The 18,122-nt window shown below is 73.7% G+C and carries 16 protein-coding genes; 6 read left to right on the top strand and 10 right to left on the bottom strand.

Features of this window, described 5'->3' with window-relative positions:
* Window positions 1-228 precede the first annotated feature (228 nt).
* The 3 genes from B4E97_RS15450 to B4E97_RS15440 form a co-directional block, all read right to left on the bottom strand.
* Window positions 229-4,077, bottom strand: coding sequence for a DNA polymerase III subunit alpha (locus tag B4E97_RS15450; RefSeq protein ID WP_286960587.1), 3,849 nt, complete (start codon window positions 4,075-4,077; stop codon window positions 229-231).
* Window positions 4,067-4,507 (bottom strand): SAV_6107 family HEPN domain-containing protein, encoded by a 441-nt coding sequence (locus tag B4E97_RS15445; RefSeq protein WP_286958022.1) that lies wholly within the window; start codon window positions 4,505-4,507, stop codon window positions 4,067-4,069. Before B4E97_RS15445 ends, B4E97_RS15450 begins: the two co-directional genes overlap by 11 nt.
* Before the next feature lie 153 nt (window positions 4,508-4,660).
* A complete protein-coding gene (locus B4E97_RS15440) occupies window positions 4,661-4,939 on the bottom strand; it encodes a DUF6504 family protein (RefSeq protein ID WP_019287061.1) in 279 nt (92 codons plus the stop codon).
* A gap of 265 nt (window positions 4,940-5,204) precedes the next feature.
* On the opposite strand from B4E97_RS15440, the gene B4E97_RS15435 reads away from it, so the two are divergent.
* On the top strand, window positions 5,205-5,798 hold the full coding sequence (locus B4E97_RS15435; RefSeq protein WP_019287060.1) for a DUF4126 domain-containing protein: 594 nt from the start codon (window positions 5,205-5,207) through the stop codon (window positions 5,796-5,798).
* Between the two features lie 3 nt (window positions 5,799-5,801).
* On the opposite strand, the gene metF is transcribed toward B4E97_RS15435, so the two are convergent.
* Window positions 5,802-6,713, bottom strand: coding sequence for a methylenetetrahydrofolate reductase [NAD(P)H] (gene metF, locus B4E97_RS15430; protein WP_019287059.1), 912 nt, complete (start codon window positions 6,711-6,713; stop codon window positions 5,802-5,804).
* Window positions 6,714-6,826: 113 nt separating this feature from the next.
* Here metF and B4E97_RS15425 point away from each other — a divergent pair, with 113 nt between their 5' ends.
* Window positions 6,827-7,924 carry a polyprenyl synthetase family protein gene (locus B4E97_RS15425; RefSeq protein ID WP_286958023.1) on the top strand — a complete coding sequence of 366 codons (1,098 nt, stop codon included), beginning with the start codon at window positions 6,827-6,829 and terminating at the stop codon, window positions 7,922-7,924.
* Between the two features lie 79 nt (window positions 7,925-8,003).
* On the opposite strand, the gene B4E97_RS15420 is transcribed toward B4E97_RS15425, so the two are convergent.
* Window positions 8,004-8,393, bottom strand: a complete 390-nt coding sequence (locus B4E97_RS15420) for an Rv2175c family DNA-binding protein (RefSeq protein ID WP_019287057.1) — start codon at window positions 8,391-8,393, stop codon at window positions 8,004-8,006.
* Window positions 8,394-8,557: 164 nt separating this feature from the next.
* Between B4E97_RS15420 and B4E97_RS15415 the strand changes: the two genes are divergently transcribed.
* From B4E97_RS15415 to B4E97_RS15405, 3 genes are all read left to right on the top strand, one after another.
* Complete coding sequence (locus B4E97_RS15415) at window positions 8,558-9,406, top strand: LysM peptidoglycan-binding domain-containing protein (RefSeq protein WP_029209994.1); 849 nt, start codon at window positions 8,558-8,560, stop codon at window positions 9,404-9,406.
* A gap of 33 nt (window positions 9,407-9,439) precedes the next feature.
* A complete protein-coding gene (gene pknB, locus B4E97_RS15410; protein ID WP_029209993.1) occupies window positions 9,440-11,353 on the top strand; it encodes a Stk1 family PASTA domain-containing Ser/Thr kinase in 1,914 nt (637 codons plus the stop codon).
* 63 nt (window positions 11,354-11,416) lie between these two features.
* A complete protein-coding gene (locus B4E97_RS15405) occupies window positions 11,417-12,286 on the top strand; it encodes a DMT family transporter (RefSeq protein WP_286958025.1) in 870 nt (289 codons plus the stop codon).
* Window positions 12,287-12,394: 108 nt separating this feature from the next.
* Here B4E97_RS15405 and B4E97_RS15400 read toward each other — a convergent pair whose 3' ends face one another.
* On the bottom strand, window positions 12,395-12,976 hold the full coding sequence (locus tag B4E97_RS15400) for a molybdopterin-dependent oxidoreductase (protein WP_029209991.1): 582 nt from the start codon (window positions 12,974-12,976) through the stop codon (window positions 12,395-12,397).
* A gap of 33 nt (window positions 12,977-13,009) precedes the next feature.
* On the bottom strand, window positions 13,010-14,413 hold the full coding sequence (locus B4E97_RS15395) for a class II 3-deoxy-7-phosphoheptulonate synthase (RefSeq protein WP_084412315.1): 1,404 nt from the start codon (window positions 14,411-14,413) through the stop codon (window positions 13,010-13,012).
* 45 nt (window positions 14,414-14,458) lie between these two features.
* Here B4E97_RS15395 and B4E97_RS15390 point away from each other — a divergent pair, with 45 nt between their 5' ends.
* On the top strand, window positions 14,459-15,316 hold the full coding sequence (locus B4E97_RS15390) for a DUF1028 domain-containing protein (protein WP_029209989.1): 858 nt from the start codon (window positions 14,459-14,461) through the stop codon (window positions 15,314-15,316).
* A gap of 58 nt (window positions 15,317-15,374) precedes the next feature.
* Here the strand turns inward: B4E97_RS15390 and B4E97_RS15385 are convergent, their stop codons facing one another.
* From B4E97_RS15385 to B4E97_RS15375, 3 genes are read right to left on the bottom strand one after another with little or no spacing between them, the layout of a single operon-like run.
* On the bottom strand, window positions 15,375-16,073 hold the full coding sequence (locus B4E97_RS15385) for a response regulator (RefSeq protein WP_019287049.1): 699 nt from the start codon (window positions 16,071-16,073) through the stop codon (window positions 15,375-15,377).
* A 1-nt stretch (window position 16,074) separates the two neighbouring features.
* Window positions 16,075-17,205, bottom strand: coding sequence for a MacS family sensor histidine kinase (macS, locus tag B4E97_RS15380; protein ID WP_029209988.1), 1,131 nt, complete (start codon window positions 17,203-17,205; stop codon window positions 16,075-16,077).
* A gap of 3 nt (window positions 17,206-17,208) precedes the next feature.
* A complete protein-coding gene (locus tag B4E97_RS15375) occupies window positions 17,209-18,087 on the bottom strand; it encodes a lysophospholipid acyltransferase family protein (RefSeq protein WP_156911079.1) in 879 nt (292 codons plus the stop codon).
* Window positions 18,088-18,122 lie beyond the last annotated feature (35 nt).

Below are 18,122 nucleotides of genomic sequence, written 5' to 3'. Positions count from 1 at the left end.
GGCGCCCCCGCCGGTGCCGCCACCGAGGTCGAGGACCCGCAGCGGCCGGTCGAGCTGGGCGGACAGGTCGTCGGCGACGGACTGGACGGCCTCCCACACGGCGGCGGTGCGCAGGTTGGTCTCGACACCGGTGCCGCGGGAGCGGCGGGCCGCGGGTCGGTCCGCGTGGTCGGGCATCGCTGGGCTCCTTCGGGGCGGGGTGCGCGCGGACGCGCCGTCTCGTCCACCCTAGTGCCCCGAGCTGCCCGGGCTGGAGTGCCACAGCTTGCGCGGCGGCGTGCGGTGGGCCTCGCCCTGGTCGCCCCCCGCGGGCTTGATGTCGGCATAGGGCGACTGCTCGAACCCCGAGGCGTGGCGCAGGACCCGACGCGTGCGCTGTCCCTCGGTGCCGGTCGCCCGCTCGGCCTCGGCCGCCAGCTCGCGGGCCTCGGCGTCGACCTGGGCCAGCAGGTCGTGCACGCCGCGCGGCCCGTCGCGCAGCCACGCGTCCCACAGCGCTCCGAGCTCCCACGCGCCGGTCGCGCGCAGGGAGATCCCCCGGGGGCCGGTGCGGCGCACCTCGCCGCGGACGAGCAGCATCCAGGAGTGGAAGACGGTGGAGGCGTAGGGACCCTGGACGTCCTCGAAGAAGGTCGCGTCGACCGGTCCGGTCGTGTCGTCGAGGGTGAGGAAGACGACGCGCCGTCCCGAGCGGACCGGCGGGGTCTGGGTGGCGACCTTGACCCCGGCGACGTGCACGACGGCGCGGCTGCGGCAGCCCAGGAGGTCCGCCGACCGCACCACGCCGAGGGCCTGCAGCATCGGGGCGTAGGGCTCGAGGACGTGCGCGGTCGCGTCGAGGCCCAGCACGTCGAGCTCGGCGCGCACCCGCTCGGTCTGGGTCATCTCGGGCAGCCCGCTGCCCGCGGTGAGCGTGGGCTCGTCCCCGAGGTCGAGGGCCAGCTGGACGGGCTGCTCCCCGGCGGGCGCCACGGGGGCGTGCTGCCGGGACTGACGCGCGGCGGCGGCGCGCACGTCCGGCGCGGCGGGCCTCAGGTCCGCGCGCTGCCGGTCGAGGTCATGCCGGTCGGAGGCCTGCCGGCCACCGGCCGATGACGCGGCGGGTCGGTCGACGGCGGCGGGTGCGCTCCCGCGGCGGCCACGTGGTGCCCTGCGCGCGGTGGCGCGGCTGTAGCGCTCGAGCTCGGCCACGTGCAGGAGCAGGTCGCGGCGGGTGACCTTGCCGCGACGTCCGAGCCCGGCGACCGCGCGATGGCCCGACAGTCCGTAGAGGGAGTCGAGCGCCCCGGCCATCACCAGCCGCTCGAGGACCGGGCGCGAGGGCTGGGCGCGGTTCCACACGTCGGCCAGGGTGACGTAGGGCCGGCCGGCGACGAGGCGCTGCACCTCGGCCTCGCTGATGCCCTTGACGTCCGAGAGGGAGAGCCGGATGCCGTAGGCCCGCCCGTCGGGCAGGTCGGGGTGCGCGGGCCGGGACCGGGACTGCTGGTCGAGGATCTGCGGCGGCGGCTCGTCCCACGGCGCGACCTTCTCGACGCGATAGGTGTCGTCGGAGGCGTTGACGTCCAGGCCGAGGACCGCGATGCCGAGGTTGCGGGCGTCGTCGAGGATGAGCCGCTTGGGATACATCCCCGGGTCGTGGGTGAGCACGCCGGCGAGGAAGGCCGCCGGGTGGTGGGTCTTGAGCCACGCGGACTGGTAGGTCGGCAGGGCGAAGGCCGCTGCGTGGGCCTTGCAGAAGCCGAACGACGCGAAGGCCTTGAGGACGGCCCAGATCCGGTCGACGTCCTCCGGGGCGTAGCCGCGCGCCGCGGCCGCCGGGCGCCACCAGGCCTCGACCTCGACCTGACCCTCAGGTGATCCCATGGCGCGACGGACCTCGTCCGCCTCGGCGAGGGTCACCCCGGCCGTCTCGGCGACGATGCGCAGCACCTGCTCGTGGAAGACCACCACCCCGGCCGTCTCGCGCAGCGCGGGCACGAGGGTCTCGTGCAGGTGGTCGGGCTCGGACCAGCCCTGCCTGGCTCGCAGGAAGGGGGTGATCATGTCGGACTTGACCGGGCCGGGGCGGAACAGCGAGATGTCGATGATGATGTCGTCGAAGCTCTCGGGCCCGAACTTGCCGATGAGCTCGCGCTGCCCGGGCGACTCGATCTGGAAGCAGCCGAGGGTGTGGGTGCTGCGGATCAGGCGGAAGGTCGCCTCGTCGTCCAGCGGCACCTGACGCTGGTCGTCGAGCTGGATCCGGACGCCGTCGACCCGCTCGACCTCGGCCACCGCGTGGGCCATGGAGGACTGCATGCGGATGCCGAGGACGTCGAGCTTGAGCAGCCCCATCGCCTCGACGTCGTCCTTGTCGAAGTGGCTCATCGGGAAGCCCAGCCAGCTGGCCTCGACCGGCGTGCGGTCGAGCAGCCCCGAGTTGGACAGCACCACCCCGCACGGGTGCAGCGCGATGTGGCGGGGCAGCCCGTCGACCCGCTCCACGAGGTCGAAGAAGGTCTGCAGCCGCGGCGCGTCCAGGCCGCTCGCCCGCAGCTCGGGCAGGTCGGCGATGGCCGACCGGGCGTCCCGGGCCCGGATGTGGGGAAAGGCCTTGGCGATCGCGTCGACCTCGTTGGGCGGCATGCCGAGCGCTCCCCCGACGTCCCGGACGGCGTGGCGCACGCGGTAGGTGTCCATCATCGACACGCAGGTCACCCGGTCGCCGCCGAAGCGGTCCAGGATGCGCTCGTAGATCGCGGTGCGCCGGTCGGACTCCACGTCGATGTCGATGTCGGGCAGCTGGGCGCGCAGCGGCGAGCAGAAGCGCTCCATCAGCAGGTCGTGGCGGATCGGGTCGACGCCGCTGATCCCGAGCAGGTAGTTGACCAGGCTGCCGGCGCCGGACCCGCGCGCCGCGACCCGGCCGTCCATGTCGCGGATCAGGTCGCACACGGTCGCGACGGTGAGGAAGTAGGTCGGGTAGCCGAGGCCGGCGACGACCCCCAGCTCGTCGTCGAGCCTCGCCTCGATCGCCCGCCGCCCGCTGTCGCTCGCGTCGGGATAGCGGGTCAGCAGCGCGCCTCGGCAGCGCTCGGCCAGGACCGCCTGGGGGGACTGCCCGGGCCGTATGCCGAGGATGCCGGGCTCGGGCAGCTGGACCGATCCGATCCCGAGGTCGCCGCGCGGGTCGAGCCGGCAGTCGTCGGCGACCCGCAGCGTGGTGCGCACGAGCTCGTCGGCGCGGGCGCGATCCCCGCCGCACGCCTGGCGGGCGAGGGCGAGCATGTCCGGGGTCGAGGCGAGGTGACCCAGCGTGGTCACCCGGTCGAGGTGCCGGGTGTCGAGGGCGACGAGCCGGCGGGCCGCGTCGAGCACGTCGGCCGTGACCGCGTCCTCGGCGCGGCCGTGGCGCACGGCGGCGGTCAGCACGGCGGGGACCCCGACGTCGTCGGCCAGCGCGAGCAGCGCGGCGGCCTGGCGGCGGCTGCCGACGGATCCCGGCGGCCCCTCGTGCAGGACGACCTCGACGACGAGGGCGTCCCCGGGCAGCGCGTGCCGCCACTGCTCCAGCAGGTGCCGGGCCTGGTCGGGCCGGCCGCGCAGGACCGCCCGGCCCACGTCGGAGTCGGGGCCGACCAGCACCGTGAGGGCGTCGGCGTGCTCGGCCACGAGCGCCCGGCTCGTCACCGGCTCTCCCCGCTCGCCCGCGAGGTGGGTCGCCGACACCAGCCGGCACAGCCGCGCCCAGCCGTGGCCCTGCTCGACCCGGGAGCGTCCCCGGGCGAGCACGGTGACCCGGGGCAGCCGTGGGTCGACGACCGCACCACCGCGCACGGGGGTGCGTCCGGCCGGCCTGGCCCGCTGCCCGGCGACCTCGCCCAGCGCGAGGTCCGCCCCCAGGATCGGGTCGATGCCCCGGGCCAGGCAGGACTGGGCGAACTTCACCGCGCCGTAGAGGCCGTCGCGGTCGGTCAGCGCCAGCGCAGCCTGGCCGTGCCCCACGGCGAGATCGACCAGGTCGGCCGGTGGGGTGGTGCCGTAGCGCAGGGAGCAGCCCGACGCCACGTGCAGGTGGACGAAGTCATCGGCCACCGGTGGCCACCTGCAGGGACGGCAGCGGTGCGTGCGGCGGGGCCCCGAGGGCGGACTCGACCAGGGCGAGGAAGGTCTCGGAGGCCCGCACCAGGTCGTCCGCCTCGCGCGCCGAGACGGGTCCACCCCGCTCGGCCACGGAGCGGCGGGTCGCCGAGGCGGCGTAGAACGCGGCCCACTCCCCCAGCTCCGGCGCGGCGGCCGGCAGCAGCTCCCAGACGCTGCGGGGCCGTCCCCGGCCCGAGACCGGTCCCCGGGTGGCGAGCAGCGCCGCCCCGGCGCGCAGCCCCGACAGGTGCGCCGCGACGTAGCGGTCGGCGGTCGTGCCCGCGCAGGTCGCCTCGGCGAGGGCGGCGTAGGCGCGGTCGAGCAGGTCGAGCGTCGCCGTGGTCAGCGGCGGACGCGTGATGGTGGCGATCGTGGCGGTCATGGTGCACCTGCTTTCGTCATACGGTCCGGTCGGGAGAGCCGGAAGAAGAACGAGAGGGAGATAGAGGGAGATAGAGGGGAGAGAGGGGAGAGAGGGGAGAGAGGGGAGAGAAAGGGCCGGGAGGAAGGCCGGAGAAAGAGCCGGAGGGGAGTCCTAGTCGGAGAGCCGGACGAGCTGCCAGCGCGAGCCGCGCACCGCCAGGTCGTAGACGCCGAGGGAGCCGGAGCGGCCGGGGGCCGCCTCGACCCGCCAGACCTCCTCCTCGAGGTCGGCGGGGGTGATGGACCGCGTGTCGGGCACCTCGCGCCACCACGGGCGGCGCTCGCGCCAGTGGTCGACGACCGCGCGCACGTCGTAGAGGCGCCCTCGCCAGATGAACTGCAACGGTCGGCCCTCGTGCCTGACCTCGATGACGTCCTCGCACCGCCTCATCGCCGTCCTCCTTCGAACAACCGACCCGTGAACCGAACATGTGTTCGATGGAGAGAACTCTAGGCCCGACCACCGACAGACCCCACCCCCACGTCACCCGCTTGCGCATCGGCGCAGGTCAGTCGATCCCTGACCGAGGGGCCCCGACCGGATACCGTGAGGCGTCGTCGTCGGACGCCCTTGGCTCGAGCCAGGCCGCCGGCCCGGCGAGACCCGAGCACGAGCACGAGCACGAGCACGAGCACACGATCACTGAGGAGGACCCATGGGGACCGAGCTGCTACCGATGGTCTTCACGAGCGGCTGGGCGAGCGGCATCAACGCCTACGCCGTGGTGCTCGTCATGGGCCTGGCCGGGCGGTTCTTCTCGATCGACCTGGTCCCGCACGTGCTGACCCGCACGGACGTGCTGATCGCCGCCGCGGTGCTGTTCCTGCTGGAGATGTTCGCCGACAAGATCCCCTACCTCGACTCGATGTGGGACAGCGTCCACACCGTCGTCCGGCCGGCCGTCGGCGCGACCCTGGGCTATCTCCTGGCCGGCCACGAGGGGTCCGGGCTGGAGCAGGCCTTCGCCGCCGCGACCGGTGGCTTCAGCGCCCTGGCCAGCCACGGGGTCAAGGCCGGGATCCGCGCGGGGGTCAACGCCTCGCCGGAGCCGGTCAGCAACGTCGCCATCTCGTCCGCGGAGGACGTCGCCGTGATCGGCGTGATGACCCTCGCCACCGAGCATCCCTGGGCGGCCGCCACGGTGGCCGGGATCCTGCTGCTCGCCGGCATCGTCGCCGTGGTCTGGCTGCTGCGGCGCATCGTCCGGCTCAAGCGCAGGTATGACGACTGGGGCACCCGCACCGGCTGAGGGTCAGTGCCCCAGGTTGGCGAAGACCTCGAGCGTCGCGGTCGAGCGGTTCATCGTGTAGAAGTGCAGCCCCGGCGCGCCCTCGGCCATGAGGCGGGACGCGTGCTCGGTCGCGATCTCGACCCCCACCTCGCGCACGGCGTCGGCGTCGTCCCCCACCGCCTCCAGCCGCGACGTCACGGCGACGGGCAGGGCGGCCCCGGACAGCTCGGCCATGCGCGTGATCTGCTTGGCCGAGGTGATCGGCATCAGCCCCGGGATGATCGGCAGGGTCCCGCCACGCGCCGCCACCATGTCCCGCAGGCGCAGGTAGTTGTCGACGTCGAAGACCATCTGCGTCACCGCGAAGTCCGCCCCGGCCCGCTGCTTGGCGACCAGCACGTCGGCGTCCTGCTCCAGCGAGGCCGACTCGGGGTGCTTGTCGGGGAACGCCGCCACCCCCACCGTGAAGCCGCCCAGGGCGCGCACCAGGGACACGAGCTGGTCGGCGTGGTCGAGCCCCTCGGGGTGGGCCACCCAGGGGCTGCCGAGGCCGCCGGCGGGGTCGCCGCGCAGCACCATGACGTTGCGGATCCCGGCGTCGGCATACGCCCCGACCACGCTGCGCAGCTCGGCCCGCGAGGAGGCGACGCAGGTCAGGTGGGCCATGGGCAGCAGGGTCGTCTCCTCGGCGATGCGCCGGGTGACGCGGACCGTGCGGTCGCGCGTGGACCCGCCGGCGCCGTAGGTCACCGACACGAACGACGGGCGCTTCTTCTCCAGGTGGCGGATCGCCTCCCACAGCACCTGCTCCGACTCGTCGTTCTTGGGCGGGAAGAACTCGAAGCTGAAGCTCGTCCCCTCGGACCGCAGCATGTCCGGGATGGAGATGCCGGAGAGGTCGCGGGGAGCGAGGAAGGACGTGCCCGATGCCATGGCCGCGACTCTAGGTGACCCGACCGCGTAGGCTCGGTCTGCACCGACATGTGGGCACTCCCGTGTCGCCGTACTCACAGTGCCGCAGGGCCGCACCGACGGAGGATGCCGGGATGACCACCGCAGGGACCGAGATCGTCGACCTGGCGCAGCTGCGTCACCGGGTCCAGGCCGAGATCGACGAGGAGATCGCCCTGCGCACGTCCCAGCTCGCGCCCGTGGGGCGCGACACCCGCCTGCTCGTCGACGCGATCGCCGACCTGCTGCGCGGGGGCAAGCGGCTGCGCGCCGCCTTCTGCTACTGGGGCTACCGCGCCGCCGGGGGCGACGACAACGAAGCCATCGTGCGGGCCGCCGCCGCGATGGAGCTCTTCCAGGCCGCGGCGCTCATCCACGACGACGTCATGGACGACAGCGACACCCGACGCGGCCTGCCCGCCGCGCACCGCCGCCTCGCCGCGCACCACGCGGAGCAGCAGTGGGAGGGGCTGTCGGAGCGGTTCGGCGTCGCGGGGGCCATCCTCGCCGGCAACCTCTGCCTGACCTGGACCGACTCGATGTTCGCCGGCTCCGGGCTGAGCCGGCACGAGCTGCACGGCGCGCGGCCGGTGTTCGACGAGATGCGGACCCAGCTCATGGGCGGGCAGTTCCTCGACGTGCTCGAGGCCGCGCGCGGCTGGGACGACCTCACGACCGAGCAGCGCCTGCGGCTGGCGCACCGCGTCATCACCTACAAGAGCGCGAAGTACTCCATCGAGCACCCCCTCGTCATCGGGGCCGCGGCGGCGGGTGCCAAGCAGGGCGACCTCAAGAAGCTCGGCGAGTTCGGGCTGGCCGTCGGCCAGGCCTTCCAGCTGCGCGACGACCTGCTCGGGGTGTTCGGCGACCCCGAGGCGACGGGCAAGCCCGCCGGCGACGACCTGCGCGAGGGCAAGCACACCGTCCTGGTGGCGCACACCCTGTCCACCCTCGACGACGAGCGCGCCGCGCGCTTCAGCCGCCACCTCGGCGACCCCGACGTGGACGACGAGACGGTGGACTGGATGCGCGAGACGATCGTCGCGTCCGGAGCCGTCGACGCGGTCGAGCGCGACATCGAGCGCCTCGTGGCCCAGGGTCTGGAGCGGCTGCACGACACGCGGGCGCTCCTCGACGACGGCCGTCAGGTCCTCGTCGACCTCGCGACCTACGCCACGAGCCGCACCACCTGAGCGGCGTCAGCCGCCGGGCCGACGGCTGACGAGACCCCGGCCGTATGCCGGGAGGCGCCACCGCCTCGCGGGGTCACCCTCAGAAGGCCAGCTCCTGCGCACGGCGGCGGATCTCGGTGCGGTGCCCCGCACGCAGGTCGCCGACCGGGGTGCCGGTGCGCAGCGTGTCGTCCGGCTCGTGCAGCCAGGCGATCGCCTCGGCGTCGCTGAGGCCGGAGTCGTGCAGGACCGACAGGGTCCCGCGCAGCAGGTGCAGCGGCGCCCCGTCCTGGACGAAGGTCGCGGGGATGCTCACGACCTTGCGCTCGCCGCGGCGCACGGACGCGATCTCACCCTCCGCGAGCCACGACCGGACGGTCGCCAGGGGGACGGCGCACGCCTCGGCGACGTCGGGCACGGTGATCCACTCGGGCACGAGCTCGTCGAGACGGGCGAGGAGGACCTGGTCAGGGGCTGAGGAGCGGCTCACGGCCCCTAGCCTGCCATGCGCGCCGGTCGACGCGCACGGATGCGCCATCCGGGTGAGCGTGCTTCACTGGACGGGCTGGATCGTTCAAGGTCGCCCGACGCGCTCGGGCCCTGACCTCCCACCGGACGGACCACGCTCCCCGACACCGACCACAAGGACCCACGATGCCCCTCGTCGCCGGAATCGCCGCCGTCTCGATCGCCGTCGCGATCACCCCCACCGCCACCTCCCCGTCCACCACGTCGCACCCGTCCACGTCCTCCGCAGCGTCCGCCACGTCCGCAGCGTCCGCAGCGTCGGCGCTGTCTGCGCTGTCGGTGCTGTCCGCCGTCCAGGGGGACTACACCGTGCGCCGCGGAGACTCGACCTACACCATCGCCCGGCGCGCCGGCACGACCGTGCAGGCCGTCGTCGCGGCCAACGGCCTGCAGGGCGGGGGACGTCGCATCCACCCCGGCCAGCGGCTCGTGATCCCCGCGGCCGGCACCGACGCCCAGGCCGGACGTCGCCAGGCTCCCGCGACCACGGCCCCCACGCGCACGGCACCCCCGTCCAAGGCCCCCACGAGCAAGGCACCCGTCGCCAGGGCCACCGCCCGCACGTCCCCACCTGCCGCTGCCGGGACGCAGAAGGCCCAGGTCCGCGCCCTCATCGAGCAGGTGGCCGACGAGCACGGCGTCGACCGGCGGCTCGCGCTCGCCGTCGGGCTCCAGGAGTCCGGGTGGCGCCAGGACGTCACGTCCCACGTCGGCGCGAGGGGCACCATGCAGGTGATGCCCGCCAACGCCCGCTGGGCCTCGTCGCTCGCAGGCCGCCGACTCGACCTCGGCGACGCCCGCGACAACGTCACGGCCGGGGTCGTCATCCTCAAGCAGCTCCAGGCGACCGCCGGCAGCGAGGACGCGGCCATCGGCGCCTACTACCAGGGGCTCCCCTCGGTCAAGAAGCGCGGGATGTACCGCGAGACCCACCGCTACGTCGCCTCCGTCAAGGCACACCGGTCCCGGATGTGAGGTCGGGGAGGCTCCCCCGCCTAGGATCGAACGGTGCCTCGACCCACCGACGTGACCGCGCCCGGGCGTGTGCTGGACGGGCGTTATCGCCTGGTCCGGCACATCGCCGACGGCGGTATGGCGTCCGTGTGGGAGGGCCTGGACGAGCGCCTCGACCGTGAGGTCGCCGTCAAGATCCTGCGGCGTGGGCTGACCGACGACGAGTCGTTCACCTCGAGGTTCCAGCGCGAGGCGAGGTCCGCGGCCCGCCTCAACGACCCGCGCATCGTGGCGGTGTTCGACCAGGGCATCGACCATGACGACATGTTCCTCGTCATGGAGCTGGTGCCGGGTCGCACCCTGCGCGAGGTCGTCCACGCCGAGGCTCCCCTCACGGTTCGTGCCGCCCTCGACCTGGTCGTGCCCCTGGCCGAGGCGCTCGGCGTGGCCCACCGGGCCGGGATCATCCACCGCGACGTCAAGCCCGAGAACGTCATCATCCGTGACGACGGCCGCGTCAAGGTGGCCGACTTCGGCCTGGCCCGTGCCGTCACCGCTCAGACCGTCACCGCCGCCAGCAGCACGATCCTCGGCACGGTGTCCTACCTGTCCCCCGAGCAGGTCGAGCGGGGCATCGCCGACGCGCGCAGCGACGTCTACGCGACCGGCCTGATCCTCTACGAGCTCTTGACCGGTCAGAAGGCCTACGAGGGCGAGTCCCCGATCCACGTCGCCTACCAGCACGTGCACGGCAGCATCACGGCCCCGAGCGACGTCGTCCCCAGCGTGCCCGCCGCGCTCGACGAGGTGGTCGCCTGGGCCACGCACCGCGACGCCGGGGAGCGTCCCGCTGACGGCGCCGCCCTGGCCGAGCGGCTGCGCGAGGTGCGGGCGGAGCTCTCCCCCGACGACCTCGACGCCCGGCCCCGCGAGCCGGAGGCCTCCGCGGCCAGGGCGACCCCGACGGTCGCCATACCGCGCTCCGGCGCAACCGGGTCCGCCCGACCGATCCCCACCCCGGTGCAGCACCGCGACCCCGTCGGCGCCACGCGCGGCGCCGCCTCTCCGTCAGCAGCCCCCCGCCGGCGCCGGCTGCGCCTGCTCCTCCCCCTGCTGGCGTTCCTGGTCCTGCTGGGGGGCGGTGGCGCGTGGTACCTCACCCAGGGCCCCGGTGCCTCCACCACCGTGCCTGCCCTGCAGGGCCTCGCCCTCGCCGACGCCCAGTCGAGGCTCGCGGCCGCCCACCTGGACGCCGCCATCGAGGAGACCTACGACGAGCGGGTCCCGCGCGGGTCGGTCATCCAGGCGTCGCCGGGCGAGGGCACGGCCCTGCACCGCACCGACGACGTCACCCTCGTCGTGAGCCGCGGGCCCGAGCGCTACCAGGTGCCGCAGGTCCGGGGCACCCCGGTGGACGCGGCGCGGCAGGCCCTCAAGGACACCCGCCTGTCCGTCGGCGCGGTCACCGAGGCCCACGACGAGCAGGTGCCGGCCGGCCAGGTCGTCTCCACGGACCCCGCGGCCGGCGCCTCGCTGAAGCCGCTCACCAAGGTCGCCCTCGTCGTCAGCAAGGGTCGTCAGCCCATCCCCGTCCCCGCCCTCGCCGGACGCACCTCCGCCGAGGCGCGCACCGCCCTCACGGCGGCGGGCCTGACCTATGCCGAGGCGCCCGACCGCGTCTACTCCACCACGGTGCCCGAGGGGTCCGTGACGCAGCACAGCCCCGCGAGCGGCACGCTCTTCAAGGGCGACACCGTCACGGTGACGCTGTCCAAGGGCCCGGAGCTGGTGGCCGTGCCGTCGGTGCGGGGACGGAGCAAGGACGACGCGGTCGCCGCGCTCAAGGCCGCCGGCTTCCAGGTCCGGGTGTCCGCCCCGCTGGGCGAGGTGTTCGGGCTGGTGTCCCAGCAGCGCCCCTCCGGCGGTCGCGCGCCCAAGGGAAGCACCGTCACGGTCGTCGTGGTCTGAGTGGCCGTGGCTCCCCCGCGGCCCTCGGTCGCACCGCGCTCGGGCCTCGCCACGCTCGCCCTCGTGGCGGTCACCGCCGTCTGGGGCTCGACGTTCTACCTCATCCACGACCTGCTCGACTCCATGGACGCCGTGGACTTCCTGGCCGTCCGGTTCACCATCGCCGCCGTCTGCCTGCTCCTGCTCTTCGGCCGCAGCCTGCGGGCCCTGGACCGACGCGCCTGGATGGCCGGCGGGCTGCTCGGCCTCGTCTACGCCCTGGCGCAGGTCCTGCAGACCGTGGGGCTCGCCCACACCGCCGCGTCGCGGTCCGGCTTCATCACCGGTCTGTACGTCGTCCTCACCCCCGTCCTCGGAGCGATCCTGCTGCGCGAGCGGGTCGGACGACCCACCTGGGTCGCCGTCGTGCTCTCCGTCGCCGGTCTCGCCGTCCTGTCCCTCGGTGACGTGGCGTCTGCGGTCGGTCTCGGCGAGGCCCTGACGCTGGCGTGCGCCGCGGTCTACGCCATCCACATCCTCGGGGTGGCGAGGTACTCCACCGCCGAGCTCGCCACGGCACTGGCGACCGTCCAGATGATCGCCCTCGCCGTGGGGTGCACCGTCACGGCGGCCGTCGACGGCGTGCGCCTGCCCCCGACCCCCGCCGCGTGGTGGGCCGTGGTCTACATGGCGGTCGTCGCCGGCGCCGGCGCGCTGTGGGCGCAGACCTGGGCCCAGGCGCACCTGAGCGCCAGCCGCGCCGCGATCGTCATGACGCTCGAGCCCGTGTTCGCCGCGGGCTTCGCGGTCACGCTCGGCGGCGAGTCGGCCACCTCGCGCATGGTCCTCGGCGGCGGGCTGGTCCTGGCCGCGATGTATGTCGTCGAGCTCGCGGGTCGCCGTGGTCGCTCGGCGGACGACCCGCCGCTGGAGGCACTGCACCACGAGCCGTGACGCGACCCGCACAGCCGCCCGGTCAGGCAGCGACTCGGTCCTTCAGCTGCTCGGTCGTGCAGCTGCTCGGTCATGGGGCGACACGGTCTGGCGGTCACGCGGTCACACTCATTCTTGGTAGGCGTACCGCTCCTGGCGCCATACGTCGCCCACCAGGTGATAGCCGCGCTGCTCCCAGAAGCCGCGGCCCGGCTCGCGCAGGTAGGCGATCTCGCCGATCCACTTGGGGCCCTTGTAGCCGTAGAGGTGCGGCACGACCAGGCGCACCGGCCCCCCGCGCTCGGCGGACAGGGGCTCACCGTTGCGGTGCGTGGCGAGGAGCGAGCGCGGCGACACGAGGTCGTCGAGCGGCAGGCTGGCGCTGTAGCCGTAGGTCGCCGAGACGAGGACGTGCCCGACCCCATCGGCCGGGGGTGCGAGGTCGACGACGTGGCGCACCAGCACGCCCTCCCAGACGACGTCCTGGCTGGTCAGCTTGGACACGCAGTGCTGGTCGGCCACGATCGCGTCGCGCGGCAGCTGCTGCAGGTCGTCCCAGGTCAGGACCCGCTCGGGCCCGGCCGTCTCGCCGACGACGGACAACGTCCATGTCTCGGGCGAGAGCGCCGGGACGCGCCCGTAGTGCTGCACCGGGAGCTCGGCGACGAGCCGTTGCCCGGGGGGCACGGTGCGCGGCTCGGTCCGAGGCATGGGACGAACTCTCTCACATCACCCAGGTGGGGCTCAGGACCGCTGGGCGAGCATCTCGGCGACGAGAAAGGCCAGCTCCAGGCTCTGCTGGTGGTTGAGCCGGGGGTCGCACACGGTCTCGTAGCGCGAGGACAGGTCGGCGTCCTCGATGCGGATCGAGCCGCCGGTGCACTCGGTGACGTCGTTGCCCGTGAGCTCGACGTGCATGCCGCCGGGGATGGTGCCGAGGTCGGCGTGGACCTCGAAGAAGCCCCGCACCTCGTCGACCACGTCGTCGAAGTCACGCGTCTTGTAGCCGCTCGCGCTCGTGTGGGTGTTGCCGTGCATGGGGTCGGTCACCCAGGTGACCTGGACGCCCTCCTGCTTAACCCGCTCGACGATCGGGGGGAGCGCCTCGCGGATCGTGCCGGCGCCCATCCGCGTGATGAAGGTCAGGCGGCCGGGACGGCGCTCGGCGTCGACCTTGTCGACGATCGCCATGACGTCGTCGCCGGTCGTCGTCGGCCCGAGCTTGACCCCGATCGGGTTGCGGATGTGCGAGACGAAGTCCAGGTGGGCGCCGTCGAGCTGGCGGGTGCGCTCGCCGATCCACACCATGTGGCCGCTGGTGTCGTAGGCCACGCCCGTGCGGTGGTCGATGCGCGTGAGGGCGCGTTCGTACTCCAGCAGCAGGGCCTCGTGGCTGGCGAAGAACTCCACGGACCGCATGGCGTCGAAGTCGGCGCCGCAGGCCAGCATGAACCGCATCGCCTTGTCGATGTCGCGCGCCATGGACTCGTAGCGGGCGTACTCGGCGTTGGCGGAGAACCCGCGGTTCCACGCGTGGACGTGACGCAGGTCGGCGAACCCGCCGGTGGTGAAGGCCCGCACGAGGTTCAGCGTCGCAGCGCTGGCGTGGTAGCCCCGGACCATGCGCTGCGGGTCGGGCCGCCGCGAGTCCGGCGTGAACTCGAAGTCGTTGACCATGTCACCGCGGTAGGCCGGGAGCGTGACGTCACCCCGCGTCTCGGAGTCCGAGGACCGGGGCTTGGTGTACTGCCCCGCCATACGGCCGATCTTGACGACCGGCACGCTGGCGCCGTAGGTGAGGACCGCGGCCATCTGCAGGAGGGTCTTGACCCGGTCCCGGATGTTGTCCGCCGTGGCGTAGGCGAAGGTCTCGGCGCAGTCGCCGCCCTGGAGCACGAAGGCCTCGCCACGGGCGGCCGACGCCAGCCGGTCGGTCAGCTGGTCGCACTCGCCGGCGAACACCAGCGGCGGCATCGAGCGGAGCGTGTCGACCGCCGCGTCCAGGCCGGACCCCTCGGGCCACGACGGCTGCTGGGCGGCGGGCAGGTCGCGCCACGCGTCGAGGGCAGTCAGGAGCTCGGGAGCGGGTTCGGTACTCACGCGCCCCAGCCTAGGGCCCGCGACGTCCCCGCCCGGACGCGTCCGCATCACGGGCGCCGCGCCGCTGACTCCCCCAGCCGTTAGGGTCGACGCATGACGTTCTCGATCGTGGCCAACGTCGGAGATGCCTACGGCGTCGCCGTCGCGAGCAGGTTCCTCGCCGCCAGCGGACCGGTGGCGATGGTGCGCCCGGGTGTCGGCGCCGTCGCCAGCCAGGCGCTGGCCAACGCCGGCTACCGCGTGGCGGCGCTGGACCGGCTCGAGGAGGGGCGCACCGCCGACGAGGCCCTGACGGCCATCACCGGGGAGGATTCCCAGACGTCCACCCGCCAGGTCGGCATCGTGGGCTCGGCCAGCCAGGTCACCTTCACCGGCGCGGACTGCGTCCCCTGGTGCGGCGGCGTCGCCGGGCGCGACGCGGACGGCGGCTACGCGATCCAGGGCAACATCCTCACGGGCGAGGAGGTCATCACCTCGATGGAGCGCACCTGGCTCGAGGGTGCGCACCTGCCCTTCGTCGACCGGCTGGTCGAGACCCTCCTCGCGGGCGACCGCGCCGGCGGGGACCGTCGGGGCCGCCAGAGCGCCGGCGTCTACGCGACCTACCCCGGCGCGGGCTACGACGCCTGCGGCGTCCTGGCCGACCTGCGGGTCGACGACCACCCGCAGCCCGTCCAGGAGCTGCACCGCCTCGTGGCGCTCAACGAGCTGCACTTCGGCCGACCCACCAAGGTCCTGCCCCTCGAGGGACCGCTGCTCGAGGACGTGCGCGAGCGGCTGGAGCGTCTCGGCTACGCCGGCGACGTCCCCACCGCGCTGGACGCGTGGGGCGCCATGGAGAACCTCGAGATGCGCCTGACGCCCGAGGGCATCGACGCCCGCGTGCTCCAGGTGCTGCGCGAGCAGACCCTGCCCCCGGAGCAGACGAGCGAGCGCTTCCCGACCTTCTGACCTGATCTTCTGACCCGGCCTTCTGACCTGATCTTCAGGCTCGACCTCCTGAGGCGAGTCAGGCCGGGCCGTCGAGCCCCTGGTCGATGGCGTAGCGCACCAGCTGCACCCGGTTGTGCAGCTGCAGCTTGGTCAGGGTGTTCTGGACGTGGTTCTGCACCGTGCGGTGGCTGATCGTCAGCTCGGCCGCGATGTCCTTGTAGGACATGCCCGTCGCGACCAGGCGCAGCACCTCGACCTCTCGCGCGGTCAGCTCGGGCACCGGCGCCGATCCCGGCTCGGGGTCTCGCTCGGAGCGGGTGGCGAGGCGGCGGTACTCCCCCAGCACCAGGCCGGCGAGCCCGGGTGTGAAGCTGGCCCTGCCCTGCGCCGTCGCCTGGACCGCGGCGAGGAACTCCGTGCGGCCGGTGGACTTCAGCAGGTAGCCCGTGGCCCCGGCCTTGATGGCGTCGAGGACGTCCTGCTGCTCACCGCTGGCGGTGAGGATGAGCACGCGGGTCGCGATGCCGGCCTCAGCGAGCCGGGCACAGACCTCCTGCCCGCTCAGCCCCGGCATGTTGAGGTCGAGGACGAGGACGTCGGGTCGTGTCGCCAGGGTGCGACGCACGGCGGCGGCCCCGTCGTTGGCCGTGCCCACGACCTCGTAGCCCGCGTCGTCGAGATCGCGCACCACCGCGTCCAGCCACATCGGGTGGTCGTCGGCCACGAGCACCGAGGTCCGGCGGCCGTCCTCACGGGTGTCCGTCTGCTGAGCCATGTCACTCCTCCTGGGCGGGCAGGCACAGCCGCACGGTCGTGCCCCGCCCCACGGTCGATCGGATGGTCGTCTCTCCCCCGAGGTCGCGCAGCCGCCCTCGCACCGACGACGCGACGCCGAGCCGGCCGTCGCGCTCCGCCTGGTCCAGCCGACCGGGCGGTATGCCGCAGCCGTCGTCCCGCACCGTGACCTCGATGGCCGGGCCGAGGTCGTCGAGCAGGACCCAGGCGCGGGCGCCGGGCCCGGCGTGACGCGCGACGTTGTCGAGGCAGGCGGCGACGGCGGCGACCAGCTCGTGGCCACGCTGCGACGGGACCGGCACGGCTTCGGCCGGCGCCACGACCTCGACCCCCGGCCCGGCCAGGGCCAGCAGGGCGGCCCGCACGTCGATGCTCGTCGCCGTGTCGGGGCGCTCGCGTGGGCGGGCCGCCGTCACGAGCGAGCGCAGGTCACGCTCCGACTCGGCCGCGAGCGCCCCGAGGGCGGCGGCCTCGCCACCGGCCTGGGCACCGCGCCGGTGGATGAGGGCGAGCGTCTGCAGGACACCGTCGTGGACGACGCGGGCGATGCGCTCCCGCTCGGCGGCCTCGGCCTGCAGGCGCAGCCCCTCGTCGATCGCGGCCTGGCTGCGGCGGGCCAGCTCCATGCAGATGCCGAGGCAGGCGGCCACGACGACCAGCAGCAGGGTGTTGTAGATCGTGGCTCCCGTCGGTCGGCCGACCTCCACGAGGTTGGCCACCGTCACGAGCCCGGACGAGCCCAGCGCGCCCCGCAGGCCCCAGCGGACGGCCGAGGCGGCGACGGGCGCGGCGGCATACATCGACGGGATGGTCGTCGCCCCTCCCGCGATCTCGGCGGGTGGGTGCACGGCGAGCGTGGCGAGGATCGCGCCGCAGGCCAGGGCCACGTCGACCACCAGGGCGGGCGCGCTGCGGTCCTGACGCGTCGCCAGCCAGCAGGACCACGCGGCCAGGGCGAGCAGCACCGCCCACGCCAACCACGGGCGGGTCATGACGTCCTGCTCCATCCACACCATGCTGGCGGCGTAGCACAGCGCCAGGAGGCGGAAGACGTCGATGCCGCGCCAGATCCCCCGCTCCAGCCCGGCCATCGTCGAGCGCAGCGCCGCCACGTCTCAGTCCTTGTGAGTGCGTCGGTCCTTGGCCTTGGCGATGGCCTCCTCGGCCCGCGCCAGGGTCTGGTCCCCCAGCTCCTTGAGGGCCGCCGGGTCGCCGAGCTCCTTGGCCCGGGTCAACGCCTCGTCGGCCTTGACCCGCGTCTGGTCCTGCAGCTCGCGCGCCCTGACCTTGGCCTCCTCGGCCTTGGCCCGGGCGGAGTCCACCATCCGCTGCTTGCGGGTCGCGGCGTACTCGTCGACGTACTCCTGGCCGGACAGCTCCATCAGGGCGTACATGATCTCGTCCGTCATGGCGCGCAGGACGTGGCGGTCGCCCTCCATCCCGGCATACCGCGAGAAGTCGATCGGCTCGCCGAAGCGCACCCCGATCCGCATGACCTTGGGGATGATCTTGCCGGTGGGCTGGGCCTTGTCCGTGCCGATCATGGCCACGGGTATGACGGGCACGCCCGCCTCGAGGGCCAGCCGGGCCACCCCGGTCTTGCCCCGGTAGAGCCGTCCGTCAGGAGAGCGCGTCCCCTCGGGATAGATGCCGAAGAGCTCGCCGCGGTCCAGGACCTCGAGACCGGACTTCAGGGCGGCGGCGCTGGCCGAGCCTCCCGAGCGGTCGATGGGGATCTGGCCGACCCCGCGGAAGAACGCCGCCGTCAGCCGGCCCTTGATCCCCCGGCCGGTGAAGTACTCCATCTTGGCCGGGAAGGTGATGCGCCGGCTCAGGACCAGCGGCAGGAAGAACGAGTCCGAGAAGGACAGGTGGTTGCTCGCCAGGATCGCTCCGCCACGGGTGGGGACGTGCTCGGACCCCTCGACCCAGGGTCGGAAGAGCAGCTTCAGCAGCGGGCCGAGGGCCAGCGACTTGACGAACCAGTACAGCACCGTGGCCACCTCGATCTGTGCGCGTGATCAGCACT

The organism is Arsenicicoccus sp. UBA7492, assembly GCF_002479615.1.
Lineage (GTDB): Bacteria > Actinomycetota > Actinomycetes > Actinomycetales > Dermatophilaceae > Arsenicicoccus > Arsenicicoccus bolidensis.
Note: the sequence above shows the minus strand (reverse complement) of the source record. Positions and strands in the feature narration are given on the sequence as shown.

Bases quoted from the DNA above. Each gene is read 5' to 3' on its own strand.
- B4E97_RS15445 (WP_286958022.1), bottom strand. From the start codon at position 4,507: ATGACCGCCACGATCGCCACCATCACGCGTCCGCCGCTGACCACGGCG.
- B4E97_RS15440 (WP_019287061.1), bottom strand. From the start codon at position 4,939: ATGAGGCGGTGCGAGGACGTCATCGAGGTCAGGCACGAGGGCCGACCG.
- B4E97_RS15435 (WP_019287060.1), top strand. From the start codon at position 5,205: ATGGGGACCGAGCTGCTACCGATGGTCTTCACGAGCGGCTGGGCGAGC.
- metF (WP_019287059.1), bottom strand. From the start codon at position 6,713: ATGGCATCGGGCACGTCCTTCCTCGCTCCCCGCGACCTCTCCGGCATC.
- B4E97_RS15425 (WP_286958023.1), top strand. From the start codon at position 6,827: ATGACCACCGCAGGGACCGAGATCGTCGACCTGGCGCAGCTGCGTCAC.
- B4E97_RS15415 (WP_029209994.1), top strand. From the start codon at position 8,558: ATGCCCCTCGTCGCCGGAATCGCCGCCGTCTCGATCGCCGTCGCGATC.
- B4E97_RS15400 (WP_029209991.1), bottom strand. From the start codon at position 12,976: ATGCCTCGGACCGAGCCGCGCACCGTGCCCCCCGGGCAACGGCTCGTC.
- B4E97_RS15395 (WP_084412315.1), bottom strand. From the start codon at position 14,413: ATGCGGACGCGTCCGGGCGGGGACGTCGCGGGCCCTAGGCTGGGGCGC.
- B4E97_RS15390 (WP_029209989.1), top strand. From the start codon at position 14,459: ATGACGTTCTCGATCGTGGCCAACGTCGGAGATGCCTACGGCGTCGCC.
- B4E97_RS15385 (WP_019287049.1), bottom strand. From the start codon at position 16,073: ATGGCTCAGCAGACGGACACCCGTGAGGACGGCCGCCGGACCTCGGTG.